This is a genomic window from Catenulispora sp. MAP12-49 (genome assembly GCF_041262705.1).
Classification (GTDB): Bacteria; Actinomycetota; Actinomycetes; order Streptomycetales; family Catenulisporaceae; genus Catenulispora.
Genome location: NZ_JBGCCP010000013.1, coordinates 230,767 through 250,815, shown reverse-complemented (window position 1 = coordinate 250,815; position 20,049 = coordinate 230,767). Strand labels below are relative to the sequence as shown.

Genomic DNA, 20,049 nt, shown 5'->3' with positions numbered 1-20,049 from the left:
CGATCCTCTCGGTCAGGGTGATCAGCGTCGTTCGGTTGATCGTCTTCCACGGTACTGATCACCACTGACTTACGCGGGAACCGTCATCGTCCGCAGCACGTCGTCGATCGGCGTGGGCGCCAGGCCGAAGGTCTTCTCGGTCAGGGTGCTGTCGATGGTGAAGGGCTTCGCGAACTGGTAGCGCGTGGTCCGCAGCTCCTTCGACATCTTGTCGAACAGGCCCGCGCCCCAGAGCACTGCGTAAGGCAGCTGGGTCAGCTTCGCCGGCGGCAGGCCGCGCGCGGCGACGTAGCGGTCGGCCAGTTCCCGGACGGTCAGCGGCTCCGTGGTCGGCACCAGCCAGGCCCGGCCCCAGGCCCGCTCGTCGCCGGAGACCAGGGCCAGGGTGCGCGCCACGTCGGCGATGGAGGTCCAGCTGTGCTTCACGTTCAGCGGGGTCGGGACGTAGGCGCGCTTGCCGTTGTCCAGCGGCTTGGCCAGCACGTAGGAGAAGATCGAGTTCGCCTCCAGGTAGTCGCTGGCCCGGACCTCGGTCATCCGGATCCGGCCGGCCTGGTGCAGCGCCAGCGCGTCGCGGTACATATCGGCGCGCAGCTTCAGCTTGGGGTGGGTCGCGGCCAGCGGGCTGTCCGGGGTGATCGTGCCGGCCACCGGGCCGTAGCCGTAGAGGTTGTTGGCGACGGTGAGCACCGCGCCGCTGCGCTCGGCGGCGGCCAGCAGGGCGGCGGCCAGCGGCGGCCAGTCGGTGAGCCACTGGTGGTAGGCCGGGCTCGCGCAGTTGTAGAGCGCCGCGGCGCCGTCGGCCAGGGTGCCGAGCCGGTCGGCGTCGGTGGCGTCGGCGGCCACGCGCTCGATGTTCGCGTGCTCGGGGCCGGACCCGCTGCGCGTCACGACGCGCACCTGCTCGCCGCGCTCGGCCAGCACCTTCGCGGTGGCCGTCCCGACCGGTCCCGCACCCACGATGACGTGCAGCGCCATGATGTCCACTCCTCTTCACCGGCGATCCGGTGTGCGATGCTTCTCTTTGAGAGCACTGCTCTCTGTTGACATCACTGTGCACCAGAGCGCCGCACACTGTCAAGAGCACTGCTCTCGCTTGTGTGCGATACTCACCGGTATGAACGCGGCGAGGATTTCGAATACGGAGCAGACTCCGGCGCCCTCCATCCGGGCGCGGGTCCGCGCGGAGATGACCGACGAGATCAAACGGGTCGCCCTGGAGCACCTGGCCCGCGACGGGTCGGCGCTGTCGCTGCGCGCGGTCGCGCGGGACATGGGGATGGTCTCGTCGGCGATCTACCGCTACTTCCCCAGCCGCGACGAACTGCTGACCGCCCTGATCATCGACGCGTACAACGACCTCGGGGAGGCGGTGGAGGAGGCGGACGGTGGCGTGGACCGCCGCGACGCGTACCTGTCACGCTGGTTCGCGGTCTGCCACACCGTCCGCCGCTGGGCCATAGCCAGGCCGGCGGAGTACGCGCTCATCTACGGCAGCCCGATCCCCGGCTACCTGGCGCCCGACGAGACCATCGAACCGGGGGCGTGGGCGATGATCGCGATGGTGCGGTGCGTCGCGGAAGCCGAGACGGCCGGGAAGATCCACGCTCCGCACGGTGCTGCGATTTCTCCCGCCACAGAGAACCCCGCCTATGCGGAGGAACTCCGTACCGTCGCGGTCGGCATGGGGTTCGCTGAGGATTCGCATGTCATCGAGCGTGCCGTGAGCGCGGTAACGCATGTCTTCGGCGCGGTGAACTTCGAAGTCTTCGGACGACTCAATCGGGTGTTCGACGAGCGCGGCGAGTGGTTCGACCGGCAGGTGCGCGAGCTGGCGGTGGGGTTGGGGCTTACACCACGCTGATTTCCCCTCGTTAGAATCGCGGGCATGGGTGACGAACCGCGGTGGCTTTCCGCACAGGAGATGCAGGCCTGGACGGGCTTTCTGGCCGCGAGTGCTCTGGTGGAGCGGCGGATCGACCACCAGCTGCGCGAGGACGCCGGGCTGTCGCACACCCAGTACGAGATCCTGGTGCGGCTCTCCGCCGCGCCGGAGGGGTCGCTGCGGATGACCGAGCTCGCCGAGGCGCTGCTGAACTCCAAGAGCGGGCTGACGTACCAGATGACGCAGCTGGAGAAGGCGGGGCTGACCGAGCGGCGGTCATGCCCCACCGACGTGCGCGGCGTGTTCGCGGTGCTCACCGAAGCCGGGCGCAAGAAGCTGGAGCAGGCGGCGCCCGGGCACGTGGCGGTCGTGCGCGAGGCGCTGATCGATGTGCTCACCCCCGAGCAGCTCGCGGTGCTGGCCGAGGGGCTCGGCGAGGTCTCGCGGCGGCTGCGCGAATAGCCCGGGCACAGCCTCGGGAATAGCCTCGGGACGCGTGGGGTTTGTTCAAATTCGAACGGCGGTCTAGGCTCTGGCTTCGCACCGGTAGTTCGAATTGGAACAACTCGTCACGGAGGGACCCGTGCCATGACCGAGACACCCGAGGCTGAGACGCTCGCGGGCCAGCCACCAGCGGCCGAGACGCCCGAGGCCACCATTCGCACCCGCGTGCGCGTGCCGTTGCGATTCGGGGACGGCTACAGCGTCGACGCCGAGCTCGTGACCTTCCACGGCCTGGTCGACGGCGGGGAGCACCTGGCCGTCGTCCTCGGCGAGCCCGGCTCCGTGCCCGGCGTCCCGCCCCTGGTCCGGATGCACTCGGAGTGCCTGACCGGCGACGTGTTCGGCTCGGCCCGCTGCGACTGCGGCCCGCAGCTGCGCGAGTCGGTGGAGCGCATCGCCGAGGCCGGCGGCTACCTGCTCTACCTGCGGCAGGAGGGGCGCGGCATCGGGCTGTACAACAAGCTCGACGCCTACGCGCTGCAGGACTCGGGCCTGGACACGTACCAGGCCAACGTCGCCCTCGGCCTGCCGGAGGACGCGCGCGACTACACGGTCGCCGCGCAGATGCTGACGGCCCTCGGCGTGGACAGCGTGCACCTGTTGTCGAACAATCCGGACAAGGAGGCGCAGCTGGCGGGTCTGCACGTGACCGTCACCGAGCGCGTGCCGACCGGGGCCCACACCACCGCCCACAACCTGCGCTACCTGCGGGCCAAGGTCGAGCACACACGGCACAGCATCGCGCTGGACGACGTGCTGTCCGTGGCCTGAACCTCCGCACACCCCCGGGAGAAGCCATGACCGAAGAGACTGTGTCCCCCGAACGGATGCCCGCGCTCTACCTGAGCCACGGCGCTCCCCCGCTGGCCGACGACCCGATCTGGCCCGGCCAGCTGGCGGCGTGGTCGGCCGACCTCCCGAAGCCGCAGGCCGTGCTGATGGTCTCGGCGCACTGGGAGGAGGCGCCCCTGGCGCTCGGCGCGACCACGACCATCCCCCTGGTGTACGACTTCTGGGGCTTCCCGCAGCACTACTACGAGGTCCAGTACCGGGCCCCGGGCGCGCCGGAGCTGGCGGAGTCGGTGCGCAAGCTGCTGCACTCGCCGGGACTGGAGGTGCAGGACGAGCCGACACGCGGGCTGGACCACGGCGCGTACGTACCGCTGGTCGAGATGTACCCGGACGCGGACGTCCCGGTGCTCCAGGTGTCGATGCCGACGCTGGAGCCGGAGCAGCTGATGGCCATCGGACGGCGGCTGGCGCCGTTGCGCGACGAGGGCGTGCTGATCGTCGGCAGCGGCTTCTTCACGCACAACCTGCGGGCCCTGAGCCAGGAGGGCAAGGTGCACTCGGTGATGTCGGAGTTCGACGACTGGGGGCACCGCGCGCTGGAGGCCGGCGACGTGGACGCGCTGCTGGACTTCGAGAACAAGGCGCCGGCCGGGAAGCTGGCACATCCGCGCACGGAGCACTTCGCGCCGCTGTTCGTGACGCTGGGCGCGGCCGAGGAGGAGCTCGGGTCGCAGCGGTCGGTGATCGACGGGTTCTGGATGGGGCTGGCCAAGCGGTCGGTGCAGTTCGGGTAGCGGTGCAGTTCGGTTAGCCGGCGCGCATCGGGCCGCGCGACCAGTAGCGCGGCCACCCGCACGGTGGTTGGCTGGTGGCGGGGGCGTCGAAGGGATCCCTGATGAGCGCACCCAGCCCCTGGCCCGTCATCCACTCCGAGCGCCACGCACTGGCGGCGGATCTCCAGCAGCTGACGCCGGAGCAGTGGGACACGCAGTCGCTGTGCGCGGGGCGCTCGGTCCGCGACGTCCTGGCGCACATGACGGCGACGGCGGAGATGACCCCGCCGAAGTTCCTCACCAAGCTGGCCAAGTCCGGCTTCAAGTTCGGCGCCATGACCGACGCGGACATAGGCCAGCGCACCTCCGGAACGCCAGCGGAGGGCCTCGCGGCCTTCGAGAGCCAGGCCGACACCTCGACCCACCCACCGGGCCCGGCCGACTCCTGGCTCGGCGAGACCATCGTCCACGCCGAGGACATCCGCAGACCGCTGGGCATCGCGCACGAGTACCCGACCGACGCGGTTCTGCGCGTCGCAGACTTCTACAAGAAGTCGAACCTGCTGATCGGCGCCAAGAACCGCATCACCGGCCTGACCCTTCGCGCCACCGACGCCGACTGGACGACCGGCAGCGGCCCCGAGGTGAGCGGCCCGGCGCTGGCGCTGGTGCTCGCGATGACGGGACGGCCCGCCGGGCTGGCGGCGCTGGCCGGGGACGGGGTGGGGATGCTGCAGTCGCGGATGCCGGAGGGGGCGGTTTGGTCGGTGGGGTGAGGGCGGCGCAGTGTCAGCGTGACCGGGCGGAACGGGTGACCTGTGCGGTGGCCGCTGCGACCTCGGCCCACATCCGCAGGAGATCGATGGCCTGGCCGGACGGGATGCTCACGGTCGGCGGGCTGCCGATCCCGTGGACCGCGGCGACCCGCTCCGCCATGGGCGGGTGGGAGTCGAAGAGGCGTCGCCGCACGGGGCCGTCCGGCGCGGCCAGCGTGGCGGACTCGAAGAAATCACGGTATCCGGCCAGGTCGGCGGCCGGGTCGAGGGGCTCACCGGCTGATGTCCTGGTGCGGTTGGACTGAGCGAACACCGCGTAGGTGGCCGTTATCAGCGGGAGGGCTTCGAGGGCCGTGGCCGTCGCCTCGGATCCAGCGACGCGTGCGGCGAGACGGTCGGCGGCGAGTTCCTGGCGGCGGCGCAGGGCGAACGTCATGCTGAAGTACACCCCGGCGAAGGCCTGGAACAGGCCCTGCGTGAGCGACAACATCCGCAGCTTCCCGCGCCGGATCGTGGCGGCCAGCAGCATGTCGCCCGAGCGGTAGGTCAGGGCCGTCAGCCGCGAGTCGCCGCCCGCGTGGTGCCCGAGCTCGTGACAGACGACTGCCGCGATCTGGGCCGTGTCTAGAACCGCGAGCAACGGCAGGCCGAGGTATACCGTGCGCTCGCGGCGCAGCGTGCCGAACAACGCGGCCGAGCTCTGCGCCGCCGCGCTGACCTGGGCGGTCACGACGATGCGGGTCGGCGCCGGCACCTCGCAGGCCCCGGCGAGGGTCTCGATGAAGCGCCAGAGCTCCGGCTGCGCGTCCGGCGACAGCTCGACGCCGGCGTAGGCGGGCGCCCGACGCTTCACCGCCGCGATCGCGACCTGCACCGCCGGCACCACGAAAACCGTGCCGAAGAGCCCGACGACGACCCGGTCCTTGCCGAGGTAGGCCGGGTCGGTGAAGGCACGGTGCACGGTCGCCACCCCGAACCACGTCACCGCCCCGAGCAGCCCGTAGAACAGCGCGATGAGCAGCGCAGCCACGGTCGCGCGGATACCCAACCCCATGTCCGCCCCCTTGTTCGCGGACATGCTGCCACACCCGGCCCGGCGCCACCCCGGGCAAACCCGTCATCGAAAGAACGTACGACCCCTCCTCCACCTGGAGGATTCCCGGCCGTCCGGCGATGGATACAAATGACCGACATCTGAACGGTGACAATCCTATCAACCCATTGAGAACTGAGGTGTCCGTGGTGCTGGAGAACGGCGGAAAGCGGGGCATCGCCACCCGCGCGGTCGCCGGATTGGCGATGACCGGGGTCGCGGCTTCGATGGCGGCGGCGTCCGCGCACGCCGCCACGTCCCGAGCCGGCGGTGACGCGGCCTCGGACGGCTCCCGGCGGCTGATCGGGAACGGTGCGCTCTACTACGGGCGCGAAGTCGGCAGTGCCATGACCCTGCGGGCCGTCGACGCGAGCGGTGACCGGAGCACGCCGTTGGCGTTCACCGGCCAGGGGATGTCGTGGTCGCCGGACGGTGCGAACGCCGCCGTGGTGGTCGGCAAGTCGGTCGTCGTCTACGACGCCGAGCTCACCCATCCGGTGACCGTCTACACGGTGCCCGCCAGTGAGACGGGCGTCTCCGTCGCCTCGCCCGTGTGGCTCGCCGACGGGTCGGCCATCGCCTTCGCCAAGAGCGGCGGCTCCAGCAAGCCGGCCCTGTGGACGGTCAAGCCGGACGGCACCGGCGCGGCCCCGCTGGCGGTGCCGGATCCGCTGGGCACCGGCCACCAGATCTTCGACGTGCTGCCGGACGGCGGGTACGTCCTGGACGACTTCTCCGCGACCCAGGCCACGATCTCGGTCTGGCACCCCGGCGAGCCGGCCCTGACGCCGGTGGCGACCGGCCAGTTCGACACCGTCCGCGCCTCGCCGGACGGCACCCGTCTGGCGGTGGACGAGACCGACCCGAAGACCGGGCAGGGCTCGCTGCATGTGATCGACCTCGCGTCCCACCACGACACGCCGCTCGCATCGACGATCGAGCCCGCCATCGCGTGGTCGCCGGACGGCACCGAGATCGCCTTCGCCGCGGTCGACGCCAATTCCGGCAAGAGCCCCACCGGGACCCACGTGGCCGTGTGGAACCCCGGCACCGGCGCCGTGTCCGCCGCGGTGCCCCCCGCGACCGGCGTCTACACCCTCCCGGCCGCGTGGCGCCCGGTCGTGGCCCGGACCCAGCAGGACCGCGTCGGCGGCGGCGACCGTGTCGCCACCGCGATCGCGACCTCCCAGCTCGGCTTCGCCGCGGCCGGAGCCGGCGGCCGCCAGGCGGCCTCGGCGGTGTTGTCGCGCTCTGACACGTTCGCCGACGCCCTCGCCGGCAGCGCCCTGGCCGCGCACAAGAAGGGCCCGCTGCTGCTGACCGGTACCAAGTCGCTGGACCCGACGGTGGCCAAGGAGCTGACCCGTGTCCTCCCGGCGCACGCGACGGTGTACCTGCTCGGCGGCACCAGCGCGCTGTCCGACAACGTCCTGCACCAGGTGGCGGCCCTGGGCTTCACCCCGGTGCGGGTGGCCGGCCAGGACCGGGACGCCACCGCCGTCGCCATCGCGAAGCAGATCACCGCGACGCCGCACACGTTCCTGGTCGCGACCGGCAGGGACTATCCGGACGCGCTGGCGGCCGGCGCCGTGGCCGGCGCGCAGTCCGACGCCGTGGTCCTGCTCAGCGACGACAACACCCTTCCGCAGGCCACCAGGGACTACCTGGCCGCCAGCCGCCATGCCGGCGACTCCGTGTTCGGCGTCGGCAATCAGGGGAGCAACGCCCTCGCCTCGGCGTTGCCGCTGAACGGCATCACGGGGCAGTTCCGCGGCACCGACCGCTTCGACACCGCCCGACAGCTCGCCGTGCACTTCTACAGCGGCGCCTCCAAGCCGGCGACCGTCGGCGTGGCGACCGGCTTCAACTGGCCGGACGCCCTCGGCGGCGGCGCGCTGCTGGGCACCCACCCCGGTCCGCTGCTGCTGAGCGGCCCGAGCGGGCTGCCCGCCGGCGAGTCCACCTACCTGGCAGCGAACTCCACGAACGTGGAGGAGATCGTCGTCTTCGGCGGAACCTCGGTCGTGACGAAGGCCGCGGCGGACGCCGTCGCGAACACCGCCAAGGGCGCCGGGAACTGGGACTACCACCTCAACCGAGTGGCGCCGCTGTTGCCGTGAGCGGGCGGCTCCCTAATAAAAAGCGTGTCCCCTTGGAGCTCGAGCTCCAAGGGGACACGCTTTTAGGCCAGTAGCGGCTCATCCGCCCCACTGTCTCAGCTGTCTCAGAGGCAGAGGGCTTCAGCTGCACCCGCTCGTAGACCCACACCCCTCGCACACATAGCAGCTCCCCGAAGGACGCATCTTCGTCCCGCACGTCAGGCACAGGGGGGCGTCGGCGGCGTAGCCGAGCTTCGCCTCCAGCAGCTCCGTGGAGGAGCCGACGCTCTTCGGGGTGGGCAGGGGGGTCGGGTCGTTCTTCTTTGCCGGGGCGGCCGGTTCGGTCCGGTGCTCTATCGGCGCGGACTGGGCGAGGGTTTCGTGGTCGAGCTGCTCGTCCTCGTCGGGGAGGTAGCTGCCGGTTTCGAGCTGGCGCTGGCGCTCCTCGTTGGTGTAGATGCCGTAGGCCGCGCGGGTGTCGAAGTCCAGGTGGTCCAGAGCCAGGCGGCGGAAGATGTAGTCGATGATCGACTGGGCCATGCGGACGTCCGGGTCGTCGGTCATGCCGGCCGGCTCGAAGCGCATGTTCGTGAACTTCGCGACGTAGGTCTCCAGGGGGACCCCGTACTGCAGGCCCACCGAGATGGCGATCGAGAAGGCGTCCATCATGCCGGCCAGGGTCGAGCCCTGCTTCGACATCTTCAGGAAGACTTCGCCGAGGTCGCCGTCCTCGTAGGAGTTCGCCGTCATGTAGCCCTCGGCGCCGCCCACGGAGAAGGAGCTGGTGATGCCGCGGCGGTTCTTGCCCAGGCGCTTGCGGACCGGCTGCGCGAACAGCGTCGCCGCGGCCGGGGCCGGGACGGTGGCCGTGGCGGCCGTGGTGGCCGTGGTGGCCGTGGTGGCCGTGGTGGCCGTGGTGGTCAGCGCGGAGGCGGCAGCCGCGGCGGCCTCGGCGGCCTTCTGGCCCTTCGCGTCCTGGAGCGGCTGGCCGACCTTGCAGTTGTTGCGGTAGATCGCCAGCGCCTTCAGGCCGAGCTTCCAGCCCTGGAAGTAGATCTCCTCGACGTCCTCGACCGAGGCCTGCTCGGGCATGTTCACGGTCTTGGAGATGGCCCCGGACAGGAACGGCTGGATCGCCGCCATCATCCGGACGTGGCCCATCGGGGCGATGGAGCGCTCGCCCATCGCGCAGTCGAAGACCTCGTAGTGCTCGGGCTTGAGGCCCGGGGCGTCCACGACGTGGCCGTGCTCGCCGATGTACTCGACGACCGCCTCGATCTGCTCCTGCTGGTAGCCCAGGCGCTGCAGGGCGCGCGGGACCGTGTTGTTCACGATCTGCATCGAGCCGCCGCCGACCAGCTTCTTGAACTTCACCAGCGCCAGGTCCGGCTCCACGCCGGTGGTGTCGACGTCCATCATGAAGCCGATGGTGCCGGTCGGGGCCAGCAGCGAGGCCTGCGCGTTGCGCCAGCCGTTGACCGCGCCGATGTCCAGGCCGCGCTTCCACTCGGTGCGCGAGAGCTCCAGGATCTCCTTGTCGAAGTCCTCCAGCGGGACGTAGGCGTCCGCCGCGTCCGAGTGCTTCTTCATCACGGCCGCGTGCGGCTTGGCGTTGCGCGCGAAGCCGTTGTACGGGCCCACCACGCCGGCCAGCTCGGCCGAGCGGCGGTAGGCGACACCGGTCATCAGCGAGGTGATCGCCGCGGCGATGGCGCGGCCGCCCTCGGAGTCGTAGGCGTGGCCGGTGGCCATCAGCAGCGCGCCGAGGTTGGCGTAGCCGATGCCCAGCTGGCGGTAGTCGCGGGTGGTCTGGCCGATCTCCGGGGTCGGGAAGTCCGCGAAGGAGATGGAGATGTCCATCGCGGTGATGATCAGCTCGACCATCTTCACGAAGGTCCCGGTGTCGAAGCTGTCGTCCTCGCGCAGGAACTTCATCAGGTTCAGCGAGGCCAGGTTGCAGGAGGAGTTGTCCAGCGACAGGTACTCCGAGCACGGGTTGGACGCGGTGATGCGGCCGGTCTCGGGGTTGGTGTGCCAGGCGTTGATGGTGTCGTCGTACTGCAGGCCCGGGTCTGCGCACTCCCAGGCGGCCTGGGCGATGTCGCGGAACAGCTTCTTGGCGTCCAGGGTCTCGATGACCTCGCCGGTCTGCCGGGCGCGCAGGCCGAAGCGCTCGCCGTTCTCCACCGCGGTCAGGAACTCGTCGGTCACGCGCACCGAGTTGTTCGCGTTCTGGTACTGGACGCTGGTGATGTCCTTGCCGCCGAGGTCCATGTCGAACCCGGCGTCGCGCAGGGCGCGGATCTTGTCCTCTTCACGCGCCTTGGTCTGGACGAACTCCTCGATGTCCGGGTGGTCCACGTCCAGCACGACCATCTTGGCCGCGCGGCGGGTCGCGCCGCCGGACTTGATGGTGCCGGCCGAGGCGTCGGCGCCGCGCATGAAGGAGACCGGGCCGCTGGCGTTGCCGCCGGAGGACAGCAGCTCCTTGGAGGAGCGGATCCGGGACAGGTTCAGGCCGGCGCCGGAGCCGCCCTTGAAGATCAGCCCCTCCTCGCGGTACCAGTTCAGGATCGAGTCCATCGAGTCGTCGACGGCCAGGATGAAGCACGCCGAGACCTGCTGCGGCGACTTGGTGCCGACGTTGAACCAGACCGGGGAGTTGAAGGCGAACATCTGGTGCAGCAGCGCGTAGGCGAGCTCGTGCTCGAAGATCTCCGCGTCCTGCGGGGTCGCGAAGTACCCGTGGTCCTCGCCGCCCTTGCGGTAGGTCTTCACGATCCGGTCGATGAGCTGCTTGAGCGACCACTCGCGGACCGGGGTGCCGACGGCGCCGCGGAAGTACTTGGTGGTCACGATGTTCGCGGCGTTGACCGACCAGAACTCGGGGAACTCCACGCCCTTCTGCTCGAAGTTGATGGAGCCGTCGCGCCAGTTCGTCATCACGACGTCGCGGCGCTCCCACACGACCTCGTCGTACGGGTGCACGCCGGGGGTGGTGTGGATCCGCTCGATCTGCATTCCCTGACCGCCCTTGGCGGGAGTCTTCACCTCATGGGAAACACCCGGGGCGGGCACGACCTGCCCGGGCTTCATGGGAGCCTTCCCGTTGCCGCGGGCCGACGCCGCGCCGCGCGGTCCGCTAGCCGTCTCCGTCATACTTCTTCCCTCTCCCGTCCTGGGAAACCATTCCGACATTCCGAGGCGGTTCGCCGCCTACGGAATTGAACAAGCTCTGAATCGCCGGGCCCCAGTTGCCGACCCCGCAAAGTTTTCATCATGTCCCCGCCGGCAGTGGCGGGCTCGGGCCTCAGGCCCGTTCGCGCTCCGCCCGCAACATCAGGATCTCGGCCTCGAAGTCCTCCAAGGACTCGAAGGCCCGGTACACCGATGCGAAGCGGAGGTAGGCGACCTCGTCGAGCTCCCGGAGCGGCACGAGTATCGCCAGCCCGACCTCGTGGGCGGGGATCTCCGCCGACCCGGCGGCCCGCAGCACGTCCTCCACCCGTTGGGCGAGCACGGCCAACTGACCCTCGGTCACCGGTCGTCCCTGACAAGCCTTGCGCACGCCGCCGACCACCTTGTCCCGGCTGAACGGCTCGGTCGCACCGGAGCGCTTCACCACCAGGAGCTGAGCGCTCTCCACCGTGGTGAAGCGGCGCCCGCACTCGGGGCACTGGCGGCGGCGGCGGATCGAGGTGCCGTCCTCGGAGCTGCGGGAGTCCACCACGCGGCTGTCGTCATGCTTGCAGAAGGGACAGTGCACGGTTTTCCGGCCTCCTTCTCACAGCGTGACGGGCGATGCGCGTGACGGGATGACGTCACCCTCCGCTGTGGTCCACTAACCACAACCTATGGAGCGTTGACGCTATTCCAATCACAAGATGTAGGGGTACGTTAGCCACTTCGCCCCACCGCTCGCAACCCGGATCGGGCTCTTGCGTAAGGGTCCAACGGGGTCCGTGGGACTACTGTTCGCGATCGCCCCAGCTACAGGGGCAAGCCCGGGGCGCTGTTCGAATCCCCAAGATTCTCCCCGGTTTTCGCCCGACCGGACCAACGCCGCGCCGGTACCGGCGTGACGCGAGCGAACAGAGTTGTGGAAACAGGCCGTTACCTTCCAGCCGGTGCCGCGTTAGACATTCCGTACGCCCGCCCCCCTCACGGGTTGTCGAACAGCCGTTCGTCACTGTGGGGGTGGCACCCGCTACGGTTGATCCAAGCGAACAAACTTTCTCGTCCCCTGCCACCGCCCAGCTCAATGGCGAAGGAGCCACAAGCAATGGCCGTCCGGAGTACTTCCCCGACCGACACCCGAGAGGCCGCGCACGACGGGCACGTACCGTCTCCGCGCTTGACCGAGCGCCAGACGGCGGTCCTGAACGTCATCCGCGACTCGGTCCGGCGCCGGGGCTACCCGCCGTCGATGCGCGAGATCGGCGAGGCCGTGGGCCTGCAGTCCACCTCCAGCGTGCGGCACCAGCTGGTGACCCTGGAGAGCAAGGGCTTCCTGCACCGCGACGCGAACCGCCCGCGCGCCTACATCGTGCGCGGTGCCGAGGGCGCGGCCCGGTCCGGCAACGGCTCCGAGCCGGAGCCGGCGTACGTGCCGCTGGTCGGCCGGATCGCCGCCGGCGGCCCGATCCTGGCCGAGGAGCGGGTCGAGGAGATGATCCCGATCCCCAAGCAGATGGTCGGCGAGGGCGAGTTCTTCGCGCTGAAGGTGGTCGGCGACTCGATGATCGAGGCCGCGATCTGCGACGGCGACGTGGTCGTCATCCGCCAGCAGAAGCAGGCCGAGAACGGCGAGTTCGTGGCCGCCATGATCGACGGCGAGGCGACCGTCAAGGAGCTGAAGAAGGAGGCGAACGCGGTCTGGCTGATGCCGCGCAACGCCGCCTACGAGCCGATCCCGGGCAACGACGCGGTCATCCTGGGCCGGGTCGTGACCGTGCTGCGCCGCCTTTGATCGATCAGCACGGCGTTTGATCGAGCAGCACGGCGTTTGATCGATCAGCACTGCGTTACGTCGATCAGCACTGCGCGCCACGGCGGCGGGCCCTTATTGGGCGGGACCCGCCGCCGCCGCGCGAACAGGCTGGTCACGGAGTTTCCTCAACACCTTAGGGTTGTCAGCAACCTGCTGTACCCGGTGCACGTCACTGTGACATGAACCGAATGAACAGCATCGCTCTCTTTGCCGGCAGCGCTCTCGTGGCGGTCGCCGCGACCGGATGCGCCTCGAGCGCCAAGCCCGCCGCCGCGGGCCCGGCCGCCGGCTCCTCGACCACCGCGGCCGCGCCGAGCACCACCGCCCCCTCCAGCTCCGCCCCGGCTGCCGGCTCCAGCTCGGCCCCCGCCGGCGGCTCCTCCAGCGCCCCGGCCGGCGGCTCCTCCTCCAGCACCGGTTCCAACGGCGGTTCCAACGGCGGATCAAATGGCGGATCAAATGGCGGTTCCAGCAGTGGCTCCAGCGGCGGCTCCTCCGGCGGTTCCAACGCCGCCGCCCCGGTCAGCCACCCGGTCTGCGCCAACGCCAACCTGAACGCCTCGCTCTGGCAGGACAAGGGCCAGCCGCCGACGAACCCCATCATCGCCGTGAAGAACACCGGCCCCACCTGCATGATCAACCCGATCCCCTACCTGTGGATCGTGAAGAGCCCGACCGACGGCTCCGACGAGCTCCGGCCGCTGGTCCCCGGCGGCGCCGCCGGCACCGCGCAGCCTTCGACCTTCCTGTCCGGCACCACGCTGTACGCGGCGGTCGACCTGGACTCGACCTCCGCCTCGGACAGCGCCGGCTACAGCTACCTGGAAGTCACGGCGAACCCCACGAAGGACTCGAGCGGCAAGGACGTCCAGGACCTTCAGCTCCCGAACGCGATGAACGTCTCCGGCCCCAAGCTCGGGGTCTACGCGACCAACCCGGCCAACGCGCTCAACGCGCTGCAGTACTCCACGACGCCGGAGAGCTGACAGAGGAGCTGATGAGGCGGGCGGGCGACAGCTGCCCGCCTCAGCGCCGGCCGCTCTGACCCACGGACAAGCCAGGAACGCCTCCTTCGAAGGTGCGGGCAACCACCGACGCCGGTCGCACGTCATCTCGCTGTGAAAACCCTGAACCGCATCGCTCTCCTGGCGGGTGGCGCACTCGTGGTGGCTGCCGCGGCCGGTTGCTCTTCGAGCACGGCGAACTCCGCCGCTTCGGACCCGGCCACGTCCGGCACCAGCGCCGTCGCCGCACCCTCCGACGCCTCAAGCAGCGCGACGTCGTCCGCGCCGAGCGCGTCTGCTTCCTCCGGCACGACCGCGCCGGCAAGCTCCGCGTCCACCGGCTCGACGGCACCCGGCGGCGCACCGGCCGTGTGCGACAACGCCAAGCTGAACGCCTCGCTCGTGCCGCCGGACTCGGGCCAGAAGGCGTCGGTCTACGTGATCGCCGTGAAGAACACCGGCCCGGCGTGCGACATCGACTATCTGCCCTACGTCTGGATCACCGCGGGCCAGAACAGCAGCCCGGAGCAGACCCGGCCCCTGATCGAGAACGGGCTCGGCGGCGGACCCCACATCATCGCCTCGGGCCAGACCATGTACGCGGGCATCGATCTGAACCCGCAATCGGCTTCGGACGCGGTCGCCGGCTACACCTCACTGGCAGTGACCGCGAACCCCACTCCGGACAGCAGCGGCAAGGACGTCCAGGACTTGCGGCTGCCGGCACCGGCGAAGGTGGCCGGGGCCAAGCTGGGGACCTACAACAGCGACAAGGCCACGGCGATCAAGCAGATCGCGTTCGCGAGCGTTCCCGAGGAGTCGCAGCACTGACCCGACGAGGCGGGCAGTGCTGGCTGCCCGCCTCAGTCCTCCTCGGCGTCCCACTCGTCCTCCTGCTCGTCGTCCTTTTCGCGGTCCTTCTCGGCGTTCTCCGCCAGCTTCGCCATCGCGTCGATGGCCCGCAGCGACTTCAGCACCCTGTCGGTGTCGTCGGTCTGCCAGAAGGCCGGCATGGAGGCCCGCAGGAAGCCGCCGTACGGCTTGGTCGCCAGCCGGGAGTCCAGCACCGCCACCACGCCCTTGTCGTCTATCGCCCGGACCAGGCGGCCGGCGCCCTGGGCCAGCAGCAGCGCGGCGTGCGAGGCGGAGACCGCCATGAACCCGTTGCCGCCGCTGCGGCCGACGGCCTCGGTGCGGGCCGCGGAGACCGGGTCGTCCGGGCGCGGGAACGGGATGCGGTCGATCACCACCAGTTGCAGCGAGGGTCCGGGCACGTTCACGCCCTGCCACAGCGACAGCGTACCGAACAGGCAGGTCTCGGGGTCCGAGGAGAACTTGCGGAGCAGTTCGGCCAGCGAGTCCTCGCCCTGGCACAGGATCGGCAGGTCGATCTTCGCCCGCAGCTTCTCGGTGGCGGTCTGGGCCGCGCGCATCGAGGAGAACAGGCCCAGCGTGCGGCCGCCGGCGTTGTCCATCAGGTCGGCGAGCAGGTCCAGCTGGTCGTCGCGGATGCCGTCGCGGCCCGGCGGGTCCAGGTGCCGCGCGACGTACAGGATGCCCTGCTTCGGGTAGTCGAAGGGCGAGCCGACGTCCAGGGCCCGCCAGTGCTGCGGCAGGTTCTGGACCGTGTCCAGGAACTCCTCGCCGTCGCTGTCGCCGTCGCGCAGCAGCTTCACCGCCGCGTCGTAGATCTCTTCGGGCAGCTCCGGCTTGAAGTCCAGTTCCACGCGCTCGCTGCCGTAGAGCCCGACGCTGCCGGCCACGCCGGTGAAGTCGCCGCCGAGCTTGAGCGTCGCCGAGGTGAGGACCACCGGGGTGCGCGCGAACATCTTGAAGCGCAGCAGGTGCTCGATGCCGAGCGGGGCGATCTTGAGCGTGGAGTTCTTGACGCCCTTGAACTCGCTGCGCTCCAGCCAGACCACGTCCTGCTCGGCGCCCTCCAGTACGCGCTCGGCGACCTGGTGCACGGCCTCGGTCGCGGCCCGCGCCTGCTTGCGGGCGCCGTCCATATCCAGGTCGCCGCCCTTGTTCTTGGACAGCTCGGTGAGCGCCGAGCGGCTGGCGTCGCGCAACGCGACCAGCGCCATGCCGAGCTCCTCGGGCAGCCCGCGCTGGAAGCGGCCCTCCGGAGTGTTCTCCAGCGCCTCGGTGAGATCCAGGGTGGCCACCGCCAGGTTCGCGCCCGTGGCCTCCTTCAGGAACTTGTCGGCCCGGTGGTGCGCCCGCTCGACCGCGGTCTTGGTGAGCTCGCCGGTCGCCGCGGAGGTCACGCGGTTCACCAGCTCGTGCGCCTCGTCGACGATCACCGCGTCGTGCTCGGGCAGCACCTGCACGTCGGAGTCCATGGCCGCGATGGCCAGCAGCGCGTGGTTGGTGACGACCACGTCCGCGGACCGGGCCAGCTCCTTGGCCTGCTCGGCGAAGCAGTCCTCGAAGTACTGGCACTTGGAGCCCAGGCACTCCCGCGCCGAGACCGACACCTGCGCCCAGGCGCGGTCGGACACGCCCGGGGAGAGGTCGTCGCGGTCCCCGGACTCGGTCTCCTCCACCCACTCCCGGACCCGCAGCACCTCGGCCCCGAGCTTGCCCACGGCCAGCGGGTCGAAGAGCACGTCCTGGTTCTCGTCCTCGGCGCCGCCCTCGACCTTGTTCAGGCACACGTAGTTGTTGCGGCCCTTGAGCAGCGCGAACGCCGGCTCCCGCTTGATCAGCGGGGTTATCGCCGTGGCCAGCCGGGGCAGGTCGTGCGCCACGAGCTGGCGCTGGAGGGCCAGCGTCGCGGTGGCCACGATCACGCGCTTGTGGTGCGCCAGGGCCGGGACCAGGTACGCCAGCGACTTGCCGGTGCCGGTGCCGGCCTGCACCAGCAGGTGGACCCGGTCGTCCAGGCTCGCCGCGACGGCCTTGGCCATCGCGATCTGGCCGGGGCGCGTCTGACCGCCCAACGCCTCCACTGCCGCGTCGAGCAGGGGGGTCAGGTCATCGGTGGCAGGCTCGGGGGTGGCCCCGCCCGGTGTCGCAGTCGGCTCTGGTTTTGCAGTCGGTACAGAGTTCGGCATGGTCGCACCAGGGTACTTGGCGGTGCCGACAGCTCGGGACCGAATCCGCCCGCCCCGACACTCACCGGCGCGGTCCCGGCAGCACCGCCGCAGCTCGCGAACTGTGCTGGTAGAGCACCCGGTTCCGGTCGCGGACCCGGGTCACCAGGCCGGAGCGGTGCAGGATGCCCAGGTGGTACGACACGGTGCTGACGGCCAGGAAGTGCCGCTCGCCGAGCTCCGCGGTCGTGCGCGCGATGTCCAGGTCGGCCAGCAGCCGGGCCCGGGTCGCGCCGAGCAGGTCCGGCGCCGGGTCCGGGGGCGGCGGCACGGAGTCCGACGACCTGCTGCGCGGCCCCGGAGCCGCGGGATAGGCGAGCATGGGCGAGCGCGGATCCGGCGCCGGGATCGAGTCCGCGATGATCCGCAGAGCACTGCCGAACACCGTCGGCACCAGGGTCAGCCCGCCGCCGGACGGGATCCGGCCCTTGAACCGGCTCGCCACCCGCAGGTGGTCGTCGGCGGGCATGTCCAGGCTGGGGTGCAGACCGGGCCAGACCGCGGCCAGGCCGTGGCGGGCGATGACCTGGGCGTGTCCGGAGATGTCCGCCTCCAGCCGGGCCCGGAACATCGGCCACGCCGGCGCGACCACCAGCCGCCAGACCTGGTCGAGCTCCGCGGCCAGCCGCTCGGCCGCGGCCCGCTCGCCGCGCTGGGCCAGATCCAGCAGGGCGTTCGGGGCGCGTCCGCCGACGACGCCGGTGACGCCCTCACAAGGCACGCCCTCGATCGTCACCCGCAGCTCGAAGGCCAGCCGCTCGGCCCCGGTCGTGGCGATCGCGTGCAGCTCGTCGCCGAACTCCGCCTCGGGCCCGAGGGGCTGCGGGGTGAGGAAGTCGGGGACGTAGTCGCCGGCGGAGCCGAACAAGGCGCCGACCGCCGTCAGGCGGTGGTCGCGGATGGCGGACCGTACGCGGTCGTGCCAGCCGCCGCCGAACGGCGCGGCTTTCGCGGACAACAGCGACAGCGCGTGGACCGTGATGGCGACCGGCGAGATCGCGAAGCGGGTGTTCGCCAGCATCGGGCCGTCCAGATCGAACCGCAGCATCGGCGCCCCCACGCTTGATGAGACCTTCGAACCTGATCGAAACATGGTGGGGCCACGCTGTCCAACGCGTTGTATTGATACGGGCACACACAGCCGCCGCGTGCCACACGGGGGGCACGCGGCGGCCGCGGATCCGGCTACAGCTTCGGCTGCGGGTCCGGCTACAGGTTCGGCTATGGATTCGGCTACAGACTCAGCGGGTTGGCGACCGTTCCGGAGGCCTCGATGTGCGGCCGCTCCGCGCGGTCCCGGTACCCGTCCAGCAGCAGCCGGTTCCGGTTCAGGCACAGCCGGTCGATCCGCTGGGTGAACAGGTCGAAGGCCTCGAAGCGGTCGGCCAGCTCCGGGAACGAGGCCTGGTAGTCCAGGATCCGGTCGGCCAGCAGGCCCCAGAACAGCCGGGGGTCGACGCCCAGGTGCTGCTCGGCGATGCGCGACAGGTACCGGAAGTGGCCGACGAACAGCCCGGAGTGGATGAACTGGCACAGGTAGTCCGGCATCTCGCGCAGGATGACGGCTTCCACCTCGGCCGGGATCTCGGCGAGCTCGGGCAGGTCCTTCGCCGAGATGTTGACGTCGTCGACGAAGTCCTTCACGGCCAGCCGGGTCGGCCACTCCCGCTCGTCGTTGACCAGCACCGCGTTCTCCCCGTGCGGGGAGAAGACCACGCCGTACTTGTAGAGGAAGTGCAGCAGCGGCGGCAGGACGGCGGCGAACATCTTGTCCAGCCAGTCCGCGCCGTCCAGCCCCGAGCGCTTCACCAGCTCGACCACCAGCGGCCGGCCCTCGCTGTCGACGTGCAGCAGCGAGGCCATCGTGCGGGCCCGCTCCCCCGGCTCCAGGCGCGGGGGCAGCGGCTGGCGCCAGATCGCGCCGAGCAGTTCGCGGTACTGGTACGGCGCGTCCGGCATCCGGTCCAGCACCGGGTGGCGCACCGCCACCGAGGCCACCTCGCCGAGCAGGATCACGCGGCACTCGTCGTTCAGGAACGGGTCCGCGTCCGCGATGTCCAGCAGCCAGGAGGTCACCGCCGGCGCCGCGACGGTGCGCTCGGTCGGCAGTCCGCGCCAGACCATGGTGTTCAGCACCGACAGCGGCAGCTTCACGTGGTGGCGCTCGGGGTGCGAGACGTTGGAGAACGTCCGGATCGACTGCTGCGGCAGGTACTCGTCGTCGGCGTAGCCCAGCGGGACGATCAGGCCGGCCGCCACCTCCGCGCCGAACAGCGGCTGGATCATCTCGTCCCACTGCCACGGGTGCACAGGCAGCCACCAGTAGCGCGCCGGGTTGAAGCCGTTGCGGACCAGCTCGGAGCCGAAGCGGATGCGGGTGTTGGAGTCCAGCTCGGTCGTGTACAACCGCTGGGAGGTCAGGTTCCGGACCGCGTTGAACTCCGCGAGCTCCTGGTCCACCGCGATCCAGGGCAGGCGCATGTGGTGCCGGGCCTCGGGGGTGTAGCGCAGGGCGTCGGAGGCCGAGAAGCCGAACCGGCCCTTGTTGAACACGATCCAGGGGTGGCCGGTCATGTGCCCTTCGAGCTCGGCGTAGGACAGGTCGGCGAGCTCGGCGGCGGTCACCGCCGAGCGTGCCAGGCACACGTCGGCGGCCAGCGTCGCGGCCAGCTCGCGCACCAGGTGGCCGGCGGTGTCCCCGGGCAGGTCCAGGCGGCCCTGGGCGTCGCGGACGAACAGCAGCGGGTCGTGCGGCGTGCTGTCCGCGCCGCGCTCGGAGCGGCGCAGCGAGTCGGGGTCGACGAACCAGGAGCCGTAGTCGCCGCGGTCGGCACGGAACCGGTAGCAGACGCCCTGGTCCAGGTCCAGGCGGTAGTGGTCGGCGCCCTCGGCCTCCGGATCCGGATCGGGGGCGAACAATCCCTCGTAGCAGAACTCGCCGACGCACTTCGCCAGCAGCGCGCGGGCCGCCTTGCGCCAGGTCTCGGAAGCCGCGCCGGTCTCAGCACGGAGGTTGCGGGCCGAAGGGGACATTC

General features: G+C 70.6%; 16 protein-coding genes. 9 read left to right on the top strand and 7 right to left on the bottom strand.

The genetic code is table 11. The features are described from left to right. Window positions 1-69 precede the first annotated feature (69 nt). Complete coding sequence (locus ABIA35_RS24140; RefSeq protein ID WP_370359403.1) at window positions 70-978, bottom strand: NAD-dependent epimerase/dehydratase family protein; 909 nt, start codon at window positions 976-978, stop codon at window positions 70-72. A gap of 139 nt (window positions 979-1,117) precedes the next feature. On the opposite strand from ABIA35_RS24140, the gene ABIA35_RS24135 reads away from it, so the two are divergent. The 5 genes from ABIA35_RS24135 to ABIA35_RS24115 all read left to right on the top strand — a co-directional run bounded on the left by ABIA35_RS24135 (window position 1,118) and on the right by ABIA35_RS24115 (window position 4,730). After that, window positions 1,118-1,864, top strand: coding sequence for a TetR/AcrR family transcriptional regulator (locus ABIA35_RS24135; protein WP_370340707.1), 747 nt, complete (start codon window positions 1,118-1,120; stop codon window positions 1,862-1,864). Between the two features lie 24 nt (window positions 1,865-1,888). Continuing rightward, window positions 1,889-2,347, top strand: a complete 459-nt coding sequence (locus tag ABIA35_RS24130; RefSeq protein ID WP_370340706.1) for a MarR family winged helix-turn-helix transcriptional regulator — start codon at window positions 1,889-1,891, stop codon at window positions 2,345-2,347. Window positions 2,348-2,473: 126 nt separating this feature from the next. Next, window positions 2,474-3,160 carry a GTP cyclohydrolase II gene (gene ribA, locus ABIA35_RS24125; protein ID WP_370340705.1) on the top strand — a complete coding sequence of 229 codons (687 nt, stop codon included), beginning with the start codon at window positions 2,474-2,476 and terminating at the stop codon, window positions 3,158-3,160. A 26-nt stretch (window positions 3,161-3,186) separates the two neighbouring features. After that, on the top strand, window positions 3,187-3,975 hold the full coding sequence (locus tag ABIA35_RS24120) for a dioxygenase (RefSeq protein WP_370340704.1): 789 nt from the start codon (window positions 3,187-3,189) through the stop codon (window positions 3,973-3,975). A 101-nt stretch (window positions 3,976-4,076) separates the two neighbouring features. After that, window positions 4,077-4,730, top strand: a complete 654-nt coding sequence (locus tag ABIA35_RS24115; protein ID WP_370340703.1) for a maleylpyruvate isomerase family mycothiol-dependent enzyme — start codon at window positions 4,077-4,079, stop codon at window positions 4,728-4,730. Between the two features lie 13 nt (window positions 4,731-4,743). Here ABIA35_RS24115 and ABIA35_RS24110 read toward each other — a convergent pair whose 3' ends face one another. Further along, window positions 4,744-5,808 (bottom strand): M48 family metallopeptidase, encoded by a 1,065-nt coding sequence (locus ABIA35_RS24110; protein WP_370359402.1) that lies wholly within the window; start codon window positions 5,806-5,808, stop codon window positions 4,744-4,746. Between the two features lie 143 nt (window positions 5,809-5,951). Here ABIA35_RS24110 and ABIA35_RS24105 point away from each other — a divergent pair, with 143 nt between their 5' ends. Beyond that, window positions 5,952-7,943 carry a cell wall-binding repeat-containing protein gene (locus ABIA35_RS24105; RefSeq protein ID WP_370359400.1) on the top strand — a complete coding sequence of 664 codons (1,992 nt, stop codon included), beginning with the start codon at window positions 5,952-5,954 and terminating at the stop codon, window positions 7,941-7,943. Window positions 7,944-8,063: 120 nt separating this feature from the next. Here ABIA35_RS24105 and ABIA35_RS24100 read toward each other — a convergent pair whose 3' ends face one another. Then, entirely contained in the window at window positions 8,064-11,081 is a 3,018-nt protein-coding gene (locus ABIA35_RS24100; RefSeq protein WP_370359399.1) for a vitamin B12-dependent ribonucleotide reductase, read from the bottom strand. A 151-nt stretch (window positions 11,082-11,232) separates the two neighbouring features. After that, window positions 11,233-11,688, bottom strand: a complete 456-nt coding sequence (gene nrdR / locus ABIA35_RS24095) for a transcriptional regulator NrdR (protein ID WP_370340699.1) — start codon at window positions 11,686-11,688, stop codon at window positions 11,233-11,235. Window positions 11,689-12,204: 516 nt separating this feature from the next. On the opposite strand from nrdR, the gene lexA reads away from it, so the two are divergent. The 3 genes from lexA (at window position 12,205) to ABIA35_RS24080 (ending at window position 14,747) form a co-directional block, all read left to right on the top strand. Next, complete coding sequence (gene lexA, locus ABIA35_RS24090) at window positions 12,205-12,891, top strand: transcriptional repressor LexA (protein ID WP_370340698.1); 687 nt, start codon at window positions 12,205-12,207, stop codon at window positions 12,889-12,891. A gap of 209 nt (window positions 12,892-13,100) precedes the next feature. Then, complete coding sequence (locus ABIA35_RS24085; protein ID WP_370359398.1) at window positions 13,101-13,898, top strand: hypothetical protein; 798 nt, start codon at window positions 13,101-13,103, stop codon at window positions 13,896-13,898. 132 nt (window positions 13,899-14,030) lie between these two features. After that, on the top strand, window positions 14,031-14,747 hold the full coding sequence (locus ABIA35_RS24080; RefSeq protein WP_370359397.1) for a hypothetical protein: 717 nt from the start codon (window positions 14,031-14,033) through the stop codon (window positions 14,745-14,747). A 32-nt stretch (window positions 14,748-14,779) separates the two neighbouring features. On the opposite strand, the gene ABIA35_RS24075 is transcribed toward ABIA35_RS24080, so the two are convergent. The 3 genes from ABIA35_RS24075 to ABIA35_RS24065 all read right to left on the bottom strand — a co-directional run bounded on the left by ABIA35_RS24075 (window position 14,780) and on the right by ABIA35_RS24065 (window position 20,047). Beyond that, the gene (locus tag ABIA35_RS24075) at window positions 14,780-16,975 is read right to left on the bottom strand and encodes an ATP-dependent DNA helicase (protein ID WP_370359395.1); all 2,196 of its coding nucleotides are present in this window, start codon (window positions 16,973-16,975) and stop codon (window positions 14,780-14,782) included. 61 nt (window positions 16,976-17,036) lie between these two features. Continuing rightward, window positions 17,037-18,062 (bottom strand): ArsR/SmtB family transcription factor, encoded by a 1,026-nt coding sequence (locus tag ABIA35_RS24070; RefSeq protein ID WP_370359393.1) that lies wholly within the window; start codon window positions 18,060-18,062, stop codon window positions 17,037-17,039. Window positions 18,063-18,247: 185 nt separating this feature from the next. After that, a complete protein-coding gene (locus ABIA35_RS24065; protein ID WP_370340692.1) occupies window positions 18,248-20,047 on the bottom strand; it encodes an IucA/IucC family siderophore biosynthesis protein in 1,800 nt (599 codons plus the stop codon). Window positions 20,048-20,049 lie beyond the last annotated feature (2 nt).